Origin of the sequence: Dyadobacter sandarakinus, assembly GCF_016894445.1 — a bacterium.
Lineage (GTDB): Bacteria > Bacteroidota > Bacteroidia > Cytophagales > Spirosomataceae > Dyadobacter > Dyadobacter sandarakinus.
In genome coordinates this window covers 5,786,169-5,799,242 of the sequence record NZ_CP056775.1, presented here as the reverse complement: position 1 = coordinate 5,799,242, position 13,074 = coordinate 5,786,169, and the positions used below count along the sequence as shown (strand labels likewise).

Sequence of the window (13,074 nt, the reverse complement as noted above, 5' to 3'; positions counted from 1 at the left end):
CAATATGAAAAAATTAATCATTCTCTTTCTTCCCTTCCTGTTGCTGACGGCCTGTGTCGACAGCCTTGAAGATTACAATGTGGATACCAAGCGCCCGTCGAAGGTTCCACCCGTGACTTTGTTCTCCAATGCATTGAAAGGTCTGGCGGATACGCTTACGACTCCGAACGTCAATGTAAACAACTACAGGCTCTACACCCAGCAGTGGACTACCACCACTTATCTGGATGAGCCACGCTACAACGTAACTGCCCGTATTATCCCGGAATCATTCTGGCGCGGATTGTATAAAGGCGTAATTTCTGATTTGAATGAGGCAAGAAGACTCATCAATGAAGACGCTTTCCTTGGCCAGGGTACCAAGGATGTGCAGCTTGCACAGATTGAGATCGTGGAGGTGATGACGTGGGCTGCATTGGTCAATACTTTCGGTGATATTCCTTATTCAGAATCCATGAATCCGGAAAACCCGTTGCCTAAGTATGATGATGCAAAAACGGTATATGATGCGATCCTTGCCCGCCTGGATGCTGCGCTTCCAAAGCTTGAGGCCAATGGAACTCCATTTGAAGGCGGTGACCTGCTTTACAAAGGAAATATCGCGGAATGGAAAAAATTCGGTAACTCGCTGAAGCTGAAACTGGCGATGATCATTGCCGACAGCGATCCTGCAAAAGCAAAAACGATGGTGGCAGAAGCAGCTCCGAAAGTATTCACCAGCAACGCAGACAAAGCAGCCTTCCCCTACATTTCGACGCCGCCAAACTACAACCCGATCGCGCAAAACCTGAACTCGTTGTATACCAGCCGTCAGGACTTTGTACCATCTGCAACGATCGTGAACCCGATGAACGATCTGAAAGATCCGAGAAGACCTTTCTACTTCACAAAAAAAGACAGCGTTTACGTAGGCGGACAGTACGGGTTCCTGAACACATATTCGAGCTTCTCGCACATCAGTGAGAAAATCATTGACCCTGCTTTCGAAGGATTGCTTTTGGATTATTCCGAAGTGGAATTCCTGCTTGCCGAAGCTGTGGAAAGAGGTTTTATCACCGGATCGGCAGCGGAACACTACAACAAAGCGGTGACAGCTTCCATTACTTACTGGGGTGGAAAACCTGAGGAAGCTGCGGTTTACCTGGCGCAACCTAAAGTGGCTTATGCAACCGCATCGGCCAACTGGAAAGAAAAAATCGGTTTTCAGAAGTGGCTCGCACTTTACAACAGAGGCTGGGAGTCATGGGTGGAATGGAGAAGACTTGATTATCCGAAACTGTCGCCACCTTCGGGCGGAAACGTTCAGCCTGGTCTGGTGATCCCCGTACGTATGATTTACCCGATCATTGAGCAAACCCTGAACGGCGCAAACCGTGCAGCAGCTGCAACGGCCATTGGTGGAGACCTTGCTACTACCAAGCTATGGTGGGACAAGTTCTGATCTGAACCATTTCAATATAAAACAAAAGCGGCGGGGTCATATCCCGCCGCTTTTGTTTTATATCAGTATGTTTTGTCAGTTCGCGCTTTCACCACTTTTTCATCTGGCATATATTGTAATCTTCCAAGTATTTGTAACATGCGAAGGCAGATTAACAGAAGTTTACTTGCATTTGTCAAAGCAATATTTATTTTTACAAGAAGTAAGTAACAATAACAAACCTAACCAATTTAATGAGGAAAATTTTACTGCCCTTTTTGGGCGGCCTGCTCTTGCTATGCATGCAGGTACGCGCCCAAAGCCGCGAAGTAACCGGAAAGGTTACATCCAAAGAAGACGGCTCCATGCTACCGGGAGTGACGGTCAGGGTTGCCGGTACCAGCTCCGGAACGCTCACGAACGAAAAAGGGGAATTCAGCATCAATGCCCGCACGGGACAAAACCTGGTGTTCTCATTTGTCGGCTTTTTGTTACAGGAGGTCAAGGTACCCGAATCGGGCACTATGGAAGTGGCGATGACCCTCGATGAACTTGCGCTGAATGAGGTGGTGATCACGGCGGGAGGTCTCACGGCACAGCGACGTGAGCTCGGTAACCAGTCGACTACGGTGAAAGCACAGGACATTGTGCAGGGTAAGCCGATCAGCGTTGCAGCCAGCCTTGCAGGACGGGTACCGGGTTTGCTCGTGATGGGTGTAAGCAGCGGGGTGAATCCGAATTACCGTCTCGTACTTCGCGGAAACCGCTCACTGACAGGTAACAACCAGGCGCTGGTTGTGATTGACAATATCATATCCACCAATGATATCCTCGGTAACCTGAACCCGGAAGATATTGAAGACATCCAGGTGCTGAATGGTGCCGGTGCGGCTGCATTGTATGGTTCCGATGCTTCCAATGGCGCATTGATCGTCACTACTAAAAAAGGAAAGTCGGGTATAACCCAGTTCCGTGTTTCCAATACAACAACTTTGGAAAAAGTAAGCTTCCTGCCCCAGCTTCAGAATGGTTTCGGATCGGGTACTACGCCGGATGATGTTCCTTCGTATACACCTTACGAAAACCAGCAGTATGGCCCGGCATTTGACGGATCAATCGTCAATATCGGTAAACCGATTCAGGATGGTTCTATCCAGTCGGTACCCTACTCTACCAAGAACTTCCGGGAAGACTTCTGGAACACAGGCGTAGCCAACCAAACCGACCTGAGCGTGACATCAGGTGATGATAAAGGTACATTCTACCTGTCGGCGCAGTATTTTGATCAGAAATCAACGGTTCCTTACGACAAGTACAAAAGGTACAGTGTGCGTGCCAACATTGTTCGTCACATTTACAAAAACCTGACGGCATCTTTTAACACCAACTTCATCGCAGGCCGCACCGACCAGAGCAGCCAGACTGCAAATGCTTATGAAAACCTGCTGATGTCGCCCGGCCAGGTGGATGTGACGAAATATGAAGACTGGCAGAACAATCCGTTTGCAAATCCTAACGGATATTTCAACGAATACTATCAGAATCCTTACTTCACGCTGGCAAATAACCACTGGGTGCAGCGAAACGACTACCTGCAGGGAAATATGGAATTGAAGTGGAACCCGATCACTCCATTGACATTCACTTACCGCGTAGGAATGAGCGGACGTAATTTGTCGGGTAAAGTGCATACAGGCAAATTCGTTTATTCAGATTATACCAAAAGCATTTCCGGTAGCTCCAAGACGGATATTGCGGGCTTGGTCGTGGACTATGCAGGTTATACCACGCAATTTGTGAATGACTTCCTGGCCGAATTCAAAACCAACCTGAGTCCATCCTTCAACCTGAATGTTGCGCTGGGAACTACGGTTCGTGAGAATGCAACAAAGGCGATCGGGGTGACTGCAAATGGTCTTGTGATTGACGGGCTTTACAATATTGGAAACAGCCTCAACCCACCGCAGGCCAATGAAAGCAACTACAAAGCCCGGCAGATCGGGGTTTACGGAGAAGCCCGCCTGGGTTTCAAAGAACTGCTTTATCTGCACGTTACAGCAAGAAATGACTGGCGCTCGATCCTTGCGAAAGAAAACCGTTCGTTCTTCTATCCTTCCGCAGACATTTCTTTTATTGCCAGCGACGCGATTCCTGCACTTTCCAACTCTGCATTCCTGGAAAGCTTGAAACTGCGTGCAGGTTACTCGCAGGTGGGACAAGTGAACCTGGGCAACAATGCGGCTTTCGGACCTATCCCTTTGAGCAACCTGGGTGCTTACTCACTCAGCAGTACATTTTCGCAGGCTTTTGGTTACCCTTACACAAGCGGAGCAGGTTTTGTGCTGGACAATACGCTGGTATCAGCCAACCTGAAACCAGAGATCACGAAGGGAATCGAAGGCGGTATTGATTTTGAATTCCGTCCGTGGAGTATTGGTGGTGGTATTACCTACTACAAAACCAACACGATTGACCAGACCATTACAGTTTTGATTCCAAGCTCTACGGGTTTCAGTTCCTTGAGAACAAACATCGGTGAGGTGCAAAACAAAGGGATTGAGGCAACATTGCACATTACTCCGATCAAAACGGCGTATGGACTGCAGGTACAGCTGGGTGCCAATTATACCTACAACCAGAACAAAGTGCTTTCCCTGTCTGCACAATCCAATGAGCTGAGTGTTGGTTCTTCCGGCTCGGCCGCCAAAGTAATTGCAAAAGTGGGCTCTCCTTTCCCGCTTCTTCAGGTTACTGATTATAACCGCGATCCGCAGGGAAGAATTATTGTAGATGCAAAAACAGGTTATCCGGCTACCAATGGTACGTTCCATGATGTGGGCATCACCAATCCACCGCACATTCTGGGTTTGAACGGAACAGTGACTTTGAAAAAGGTGAGACTGAGCCTGCTGTTTGAATACCGTAACGGACATTACATCTTCAATTCCGTTTCAGGAGGATATGACTTCTCGGGTGCCGGTGTTCGTACGGGCTGGTACAACAGGGATCGTTTTGTAATTCCAAATTCTTCTTACCTGAATGCAGAGGGTGAGTACGTGGAAAATACCAACATTGCTGTAAGAAGCGGAGGTGCCGATTTCTGGACAGACGGTACCAGAAATACCAACATTGGTCAAAACTACACGAACTCTGCGGGCTTCTGGAAATTGCGCGAAGCCTCACTCGCCTACGATCTGCCTGCCGGACTGCTGAACCAGACAAAGTTTATCAAAGGTGCCAGCATCAGCGTTCAGGGAAGAAACCTCTTTATATGGGCTCCTAAATCAAACCTTTATACAGATCCTGAGTATAGCGCACTGGGTTCAGACAGCAATGCGGTAGGTTTTACCAGTCTTGGACAAACACCGCCTGCACGTTACTTCGGGGGCACATTATCTCTAACATTCTAATTCAATATCAATGAAAAGATATAACATCGGTTGGATGCTGGCACTGTTGGTCACAGTCCTGTCGTCTTGTAGTGATTATCTCGATATCAATACCAACCCCAACCAGGCCACCAGCGTGCAGCCGCTGCTGGTATTGCCTGCTGCCATCACGGGGACGGCATCGGTAACGAGCCAGTATAACAGTTATGGTTCGCATTTTGGAGGCTATATGGCCAATGCGGGCGGATTTTCGGGATTTGGTAACTTGTTCAATTACCAGCTGATCCCTGACAATTACAATGCACTTTGGGTGAGTGCATATGACAACCTGAATGATTACAAATATGTGATTGATCAGACTGAGGGTGATGATACGCAGGCTTATGCCAATGCAGCTGCAAACATCATGGTCGCTTACAACTTCCAGAAGCTTGTGGATGCATTCGGCGACGTGCCTTATACCGAAGCTTTGCAGAACAATGCAAACCTGACACCCAAGTATGATGATGCCGCGACAATTTACCAGGATCTGGTTACCAAGCTGGATGCAGCCATCGCACTGATTGATGCGGCTGAATTCCCTACTGCGCTGAACTCTTCTTCCGATCCGATGTTCAAAGGCGACATGACGCAATGGAAAAAATTTGCCAACACTGTGAAGCTGCGCATCCTGATCCGCATCTCCGGGGTACCGGCACTTTCATCCTTTGTGACAACCAAGTTTGCTGCGCTGGACAAAACCCTGGGCTTTATCACTGATGATGCGATTGTTAATCCCGGGTATGTGAAAGACAAGCCAAACCCACTCTGGAATACATGGGGTTATCAGTCAACCGGTACCCTTGCCAATTCTTCACGCCTTCCGACCGAATTTGCGTATGGTTTTTACGGCGGCCAGAAGCTGACGGATGAATGGCGCGGAGCTGTGACTTTTGTAAACTTTGATACCGGCACACCCGTAAACCAGCTCGGCAACGAAGTAGATGCCCCTACGATTGTGACCAACTATTCAAGCTGGTATACCGGAGAGTACAGCAGCTCGTCGAGCATCAGCAATGCATTGGGTATCCTCAAAGGACCAAGCCAGGGACAAGTGCTTATGCTGCTTGCCGAAGCCCAGTTTTTACAGGCAGAAGCAAGACTGAAAGGTTTTATCACCGGTGACTATGCGGCCAGTTTCGACGCCGGGATTGCTGCATCATTTACTTACCTGTACAAAGATGTGACCAATGTGGTGGCAGCAGGAAAGAATGTAGCCGCAGACGTAGTAGCGTATAAAGCCGAAAATGATGATAAATACCTGGTTAATATCAAGCTGGCCACCACTCCGGCCCAGCGCCTGGAAGCAATCATTACGCAAAAATGGATTGCCGTGAACATGATCAATTCGGAAGAAGGCTACAATGAATTCAGAAGAACAGGCTACCCGGTTACACAACCAAACGGTGATGGCTATCACAACATCGCGTCCCTGCTGTCGACCTCAACCCGTGCTGACAAGCTCCCTTCCAGAATTCTCTATCCAACTTCCGAGCAGTCGTACAATGCTGGAAATTACAGAGTGATTAACCCATTTACTGATTTGATCTTCTGGGATCCTAACTGAAAAATTTAATATGAACTGTTCAATAAAAATAGCTGGCCTGCTTCTCTTTGGTATGGCCGTAACATCCTGCCTCAAAGACGATATTACCCTGGACCCGGACAAGTCGACCAACGTGGTTGAATTTAAAAATCCGTCCAGCTTTGTATCACCTTCCGGCAGTACTTATTCCCTCTACTCCCAGTCATTTGACCTGGCCGAAGAAGCGGATTATCCCATTACTGTAAGCTACTCGGGCGCACATGTTGCCCCTGAGGACATTACTGTAACATTGGGCGTGGATACGGCGGCAGTAACGCAGTACAACACGGAGCAGGAGGAAGAATTTGATGCAATCACGCCTGATCTGTACACGTTACCGGCATCCGTCGTAATCCCCAAAGGAAAACGTACTGCCGAGGTGCTCATCAAGCTGAAACCATCCAAGTTTGATTTTGCAAAAAGCTACGTGCTGCCGATTCAAATCAAATCTGTTTCAACCGGCACCATCAGTGGTAATTTCGGGACGATTCTGCTGGCTGTAAAAGCGAAGAACATCTACGATGCCACCTATAAAGCTACGGGATATGTATATCACCCGACTGCTTCGAGGGCTGTCGATAGAGAAAAGGAGGTAGTAACCGTTTCACCAACAACCGTGAAAATCGAGCTGGGTGACCTGGGCGGATCAGGCTACTTTGCCGATGTAACGGTCAATCCAACTACCAACAAGGTTACCATCAAGCCATCCGCAGGAGCTGCCGGCGGAGCTTACACGCAGTTTGATACCGCGCTGCCTGCTCCCTACGCGCCGGCATGGCCCAATGCTGCCAAGGCCAACAACACCTACGATCCGGCAACCAAAACTTTTTACCTGAGATACGGGTATATGGGGGCCAATGGCTGGCGCGTGACGGAGGAGATTTTGGTAAGGGAATAGGAACTGCCATTTACATTACCATACCAGATGAATAACAAAAGCCGGTCAAATGACCGGCTTTTGTTACATTGAAGCATGAAAACTTACACGACGATATCCAGGATCATGCTGATGGTCATGCTTGCGGGCATGTTGTTCGTGATCGGATTGTTTTATACCCAGCATTGGGAAATCAGCCCCTACCTGTACGTGATCTTCCTGGCACTGGCAGCAGTGCTGCTGTACGACCTGGCGAAATTGAAAAGATAGCGGATCACGACGGCTAAAAACAAAGCCCGCATGTGAAAATGAAAACGGGTTTTGCAGGCAGCATAGCCTCAGGTCATTTATTTCATTATTTTTGAGAAAATTGCTCAATCTCTGAAACAATGGAATTTCTCAAAAGCGAACGCCTGAACAATCTCAAATACGAGATTCGCGGAGCTACCTACCAGAAAGCACTGGAACTCGAAAGTATGGGTTACAAGATCCATAATCTCAATATCGGGAACCCGGCGCCTTTTGGTTTTGATTCCCCCGACGAAATTGTTCACGACATCATCATGAATATCCGCAATGCACAGGGATATTCTGATTCGAGGGGGCTGTTTGCGGCGCGCAAGGCTGTCATGCACTACACGCAAACGGTAGGAATCCAGGAAGTAGAGATCAATGATATTTTTATCGGAAACGGTGTCAGTGAACTGATCCTGCTTTCCATGCAGGCATTGCTGAATCCGGGAGACGAAATTCTGGTACCATCACCCGACTACCCGCTCTGGACTGCATCCATCGCGCTCAGCGGCGGCAAGCCCGTGCATTACCTGTGCGACGAGCAATCCGACTGGAATCCCGATCTGGCCGATCTTGAAAGCAAAATCACCTCCCGCACCAAGGGTATTGTGCTGATCAATCCGAACAATCCTACCGGCGCGGTGTACGACAAAGAAGTCCTTACCCGCATGGCCAGGATTGCCGAAGAGCACGGCCTCATTATATTTTCTGACGAAATCTACGACAAGATCCTGTTTGACGGGGCTGTACATCATCCCATGGGTTCCATTGTGCACGATACACTTTGTGTGACATACGGAGGCCTGTCCAAAAACTATCGCTCAGCCGGCTTCCGTGGCGGCTGGATGATCCTCAGCGGGGCCAAACAAAAAGCAAAATCGTATACCGAAGGTCTGCTGCTGCTTGCCAGCATGCGCCTTTGTGCAAATGTGCCGACACAATATGCAATCCAGACTGCATTGGGCGGATACCAGAGCATCAAAGAACTGGTAGCTCCCTCAGGCCGGCTTTATAAGCAGATGAACCTTGTTTATGAAAGACTTACATCCATTCCGGGTGTTTCCTGTGTAAAACCCAAAGGTGCATTGTATGTTTTCCCGAAAATTGATATGAAGAAATTCGGACTCAAAAACGATGAAAAGTTTGTATACGACCTCCTCAGTGACCAGAAGGTGCTGGTGGTGGCGGGTACTGGCTTCAACTACGTGTCCGATGATCACTTCCGTATTGTTTTCCTGCCCACTGTAGACGAGCTCAACCAGGCGATGGACAAGCTTGAATACTTCCTGGAAACCCGCCGGGTACTCTCGTCCAGAACCATTGAAGATGTGATCGCCTGAAAATTTAACTTGCCAGTCCTTATTTGCTGATTATTGATGACAACTGTGGGAAGTTCCGTTCAGGAAGCCAAAAGACAGCGTTTATTCCTGGTTCTATGCGGCATTTTTCTTACCAATGCATTGATTGCCGAGATCATAGGTGGAAAAATCTTTTCACTTGAAGCCTTACTCGGTATCCCCCCGGCACAGCTGCTGATCGGCGGTCAGCGCCTTGATTTCAATATGACAGCAGGTGTAGTCAACTGGCCGGTAGTATTCCTCACGTCTGATATCATCAATGAATACTTCGGACACAAGGGCGTGAAACGCATTTCTTACCTCACTGCCTGCTTTATTGCCTACACTTTCATCACGATTTTTGTAGCTACCCAGCTGCCCCCGGCCCAGTTCTGGCTCGATTTGAACAATACCGACAAAGCAGGTAATGTGTTCAACATCAATGATGCATTTTCAAAAATCTTCAACCAGGGATTGGGGATCATGATCGGATCAATCGTTGCGTTCCTGCTCGGACAATTGCTGGATGTGCTTGTATTTTCGTGGCTGAGAAGAAAAACAGGCAGCCGGTACATCTGGCTGCGGGCTACCGGCTCCACCATGTTTTCCCAGCTCATTGACAGCTTCGTGGTGATTACCATTGCCTTTTATGTTTTTGGAAACTGGAATTTAAACCAGATTTTCTCTGTCGGTACCATCAACTACCTGTATAAAGGATGTGTAGCCATCCTGATGACGCCGCTGCTTTACGTTGCGCATTATTTTATTGACAAATACCTGGGCAAAGAATACGCCGAGGAACTTTCGCACCGGGCGGCCCACGAGTAGGCTCAGCCCAGCTGTCGACGCAGGTTGTCGAGCATTACGGCCGTAGCAATGCCTACATTGAGCGACTCCGCATCCCCGAACCTCGGAATGGTCACACGGTCTGTAATGAGCTTTTCAACTTCCTCCCCGATCCCGTTTGATTCATTGCCCATAACAATGCAGCCGCCTTCGCCTGCAAAACGAAATTCGTACAGCGAAGTACCTCCCAGAAATGCCCCTACCAGCTGTGATTTCGCCATTGTTTTACCTAAATAATCCGCCAGGTCCGTATAGAAAATATGGATGCGCGTAAATGAGCCTTTGCTTGCTGCTATGACTTTGGGATTGTAAAAATCCGTAGTATCATTTGAACAAACGATCTTGCGGATGCCGTACCAGTCGGCCACGCGGATGATGGTACCGAGGTTTCCGGGATCGCGCACATCGTCCAGTGCAAGTATATATTCAGCTTCTGAGGGAGACAAAAACGCATTCGGCTTCGTTTTAGCAACAGCCAGGCACGAATCATTCGTCTGAAATGACCCGAGCACTTCCAGCTCTTTTGCAGTCACCGTTTCAGTGACACTTTGGTGGCGGGTTAGAATAGTTGCGTATTTTTGCTGAAATTCAGGGGTACACAGGACAAGCTCGACTTCATAGTCTGAACCCAGCAGTTCAAGCACACTTTTGGCTCCTTCCACCACAAATGCCTCATGAAGAAGCCGGTACTTCTTGACTTTAAGCGAGTTGATATACTTGATACGATTTTTTGACAGCATTGAAAGTTAATTGTAGGATTACATATAGCTGGGTTCTGATCCTGGTCCTGCTAAGCCTGGCCTCCTGCGCTCCCAGGCCCGCATCCCAATCCAGAAGCTACTATCTGGGTAACTCTTCCTTTAAAGGTAACCGCATTATCAGCAACTCGGAGCTCGACGCACTGATTGCGCAAAGGCCTAACCGCCGCTTTCTCGGACTTCCGTTTTTCCCGTATGTGGGCCTCTACCGCTTTGGAGAGCTGTTTTACAACAAGGAAGAAAAGCAGCGGAGGCTTATCGAGGTTACGCAAAATTATCAGAAAGAATCGCGCATTTACGAAAACAATCCCCGAAAACTGGATAAGATACAGCGCAAGTATGCCAAAAAACTTCAGAAAGCGCAGGTTCGTGTAGATCAGGGCAACTTCTGGATGCGCGTACTCGGTGAAGTTCCGGTCTACTTCGACTCTTCGGAGGTAAAGCAGAATGCCGAAAAAATGCAGAAGTACCTGTATAATAATGGTTTTTTCAATGCTTCTGTGGACTACAAACCCGATACGATTTTTAACCGGATCAGGGTGACGTACCTGGTAGCCGAGCGAAAGCCGACCATGATCAGGGATATTCAATACCAGATCCGCAATGTGCTGGCTGACAGCATTGTCAGGGCCAATACAAAGGATGCCGTACTTGTCGGTCGCCGGCGTTATGACGGCGATGCCTTTGAAGAAGAGCGGATCAGGCTGGAAACATTGCTGCGGAATGAGGGCTACCTGGGCTTTACGCGGCAGAATATTTCATACCTCGTCAACGATACGATCCGCAATCCGCTAACCGACAGCCTCTTCAAATCGGTGGATGTGCAGGTGCGGGTCAATGTGCCCGACCAGCCCGGCAGACCGCTGCGGTACAGGATCAACTCCGTACATTTTGAAGTGCTCCCCTCTGCCGGACAGATGGACTCCACTTTTCGAAAGGATACGACCTTTCACCAGGGCATTCATTATATTTTCACGGATAAACATTTCGCCACCCGCATTCTCGACAGCAAAATCCAGGTGCGTCCGGGCGCAATTTACAGCCAGAAGAAAGAGCGCGACAGCCAGCAGCAGCTTTCCCTCACGGATCAGTTCCGGTTTGTGAATTATAACTACACGCTCGATTCTTCGGGCAAGGGTGTTAACAGCTATTTCAGGGTTATTCCCCTTGAAAAGTACCAGATCTCGACGGATCTTGGACTCAATGTAATTCAGTTACAGGGTGCGCCCGGCCCGTTTGCCAACTTTTCGTACAAGATCCGGAATGTTTTCAATGGCCTCGAAAACTTTGAAGCAAACCTGCGTGGCGGGATCGAGCTGGTACCCGGTTTTCTGGGAAACCAGCAGATATACCGGAGCGAAGAGATCGCCCTGAATACCTCTCTTATTTTTCCGCGGCTGCTTACACCTGCCAGTATCCTGCAAAAACAAACCGCCGGCTACAATCCGCGCACGCAGGTAGGACTGGGTTACAACTATGTCAACCGGCCTGAGTATACCCGTACCAACGTAAAAATGGCGATGACCTATTCGTGGCAGCCTACCATTCATACGCTGTTTAATGTATCGCTGATGGATCTCAACATTCTCAATACGCAGAATATCCGCCAGGATTTTCAAAGCCTGCTCGAAAGCCTGCAATTACAGGGTAACAACCTGATCAACAGCTTTCAGAAATCATTTGTATCGGATATCAATGTCAACTTTGTGTATAATACCAATGCGCTGATCGGACCGCAGCGGAATGCGCGGTACCTGCGGGTGGCTTTTGAATCAGGCGGGACTACGCTGAATGTGATCCCAAAACAGGAACAGCTGATCAAAAACATTTTTGGTGACCTGCAATTTTATAAATACCTGCGCTGGAACGTAGATTACCGCCGCTACTGGCCTTCGGGCAAGCGGTCGGCCTTTGTGGCCCGTGCCAATACAGGGGCGATTTACAGCTACGGCGACAGCAAGGTACCGCCTTATGAAAAGTACTTTTTTGCAGGAGGGTCGAGCAGCTTGCGGGCCTGGCTGCCCCGGCGCCTGGGTCCCGGTTCGTCCCCGCCGCGGCTGACGCCCAATAACCTGTCCATAGAATCGCCCAGTGAGTTTCTGCTGGAAGGCAACCTGGAATGGAGGGGATTTCTGGCGAAGTTTTTCGGGGATATCAATTATGCCTTTTTCATTGATGCAGGAAATGTATGGAACCTGAGCAGGTCGTCCACGGAGTCACAAAAGCTGGAAGCGGGCAAGTTCCTGCGCGAAATTGCAGTAGGTACCGGGTTTGGACTACGCTACGACCTTTCGTTTTTCATTCTTCGTTTTGATTTCGGCGTAAAAGTGTACGATCCGTCATTACAGCGTTTCGTCCTCGACGAGCTGGAACTCAACCGTCTTTTCAGAAGGTCACAGTCCAACTTCCTGAATGTTAACCTGGGGGTAGGCTATCCTTTCTAGTAACACGAAAAAGGCGCAGGCCATGCTGACAGTTTGTCAGTTTTTACCAAATCTTGCTATCTTTGTAATCTTTGAAAAAGTGAAA

The 13,074-nt window shown here is 48.7% G+C and carries 9 protein-coding genes; 8 read left to right on the top strand and 1 reads right to left on the bottom strand.

The window, feature by feature from the left end:
* The first annotated feature begins 4 nt into the window (after positions 1 to 4).
* From HWI92_RS24045 to HWI92_RS24015, 7 genes are all read left to right on the top strand, one after another.
* A complete protein-coding gene (locus HWI92_RS24045) occupies positions 5 to 1,441 on the top strand; it encodes a SusD/RagB family nutrient-binding outer membrane lipoprotein (RefSeq protein ID WP_204659955.1) in 1,437 nt (478 codons plus the stop codon).
* A gap of 233 nt (positions 1,442 to 1,674) precedes the next feature.
* On the top strand, positions 1,675 to 4,830 hold the full coding sequence (locus tag HWI92_RS24040; protein ID WP_204659954.1) for a SusC/RagA family TonB-linked outer membrane protein: 3,156 nt from the start codon (positions 1,675 to 1,677) through the stop codon (positions 4,828 to 4,830).
* Positions 4,831 to 4,840: 10 nt separating this feature from the next.
* The gene (locus HWI92_RS24035; RefSeq protein ID WP_204659953.1) at positions 4,841 to 6,415 is read left to right on the top strand and encodes a SusD/RagB family nutrient-binding outer membrane lipoprotein; all 1,575 of its coding nucleotides are present in this window, start codon (positions 4,841 to 4,843) and stop codon (positions 6,413 to 6,415) included.
* A gap of 10 nt (positions 6,416 to 6,425) precedes the next feature.
* On the top strand, positions 6,426 to 7,331 hold the full coding sequence (locus HWI92_RS24030; RefSeq protein WP_204659952.1) for a BT_3987 domain-containing protein: 906 nt from the start codon (positions 6,426 to 6,428) through the stop codon (positions 7,329 to 7,331).
* 75 nt (positions 7,332 to 7,406) lie between these two features.
* The gene (locus tag HWI92_RS24025; RefSeq protein ID WP_204659951.1) at positions 7,407 to 7,580 is read left to right on the top strand and encodes a hypothetical protein; all 174 of its coding nucleotides are present in this window, start codon (positions 7,407 to 7,409) and stop codon (positions 7,578 to 7,580) included.
* Positions 7,581 to 7,699: 119 nt separating this feature from the next.
* The gene (locus tag HWI92_RS24020; RefSeq protein ID WP_204659950.1) at positions 7,700 to 8,944 is read left to right on the top strand and encodes a pyridoxal phosphate-dependent aminotransferase; all 1,245 of its coding nucleotides are present in this window, start codon (positions 7,700 to 7,702) and stop codon (positions 8,942 to 8,944) included.
* A 45-nt stretch (positions 8,945 to 8,989) separates the two neighbouring features.
* Positions 8,990 to 9,769 (top strand): queuosine precursor transporter, encoded by a 780-nt coding sequence (locus HWI92_RS24015; protein ID WP_229248547.1) that lies wholly within the window; start codon positions 8,990 to 8,992, stop codon positions 9,767 to 9,769.
* A gap of 2 nt (positions 9,770 to 9,771) precedes the next feature.
* Here the strand turns inward: HWI92_RS24015 and HWI92_RS24010 are convergent, their stop codons facing one another.
* Positions 9,772 to 10,527 (bottom strand): TrmH family RNA methyltransferase, encoded by a 756-nt coding sequence (locus tag HWI92_RS24010; protein WP_204659949.1) that lies wholly within the window; start codon positions 10,525 to 10,527, stop codon positions 9,772 to 9,774.
* Between HWI92_RS24010 and tamL the strand changes: the two genes are divergently transcribed.
* Positions 10,527 to 12,989 carry a translocation and assembly module lipoprotein TamL gene (gene tamL / locus HWI92_RS24005; protein WP_229248545.1) on the top strand — a complete coding sequence of 821 codons (2,463 nt, stop codon included), beginning with the start codon at positions 10,527 to 10,529 and terminating at the stop codon, positions 12,987 to 12,989. The two genes, HWI92_RS24010 and tamL, sit on opposite strands and share 1 nt — an antisense overlap.
* Positions 12,990 to 13,074: the final 85 nt, after the last annotated feature.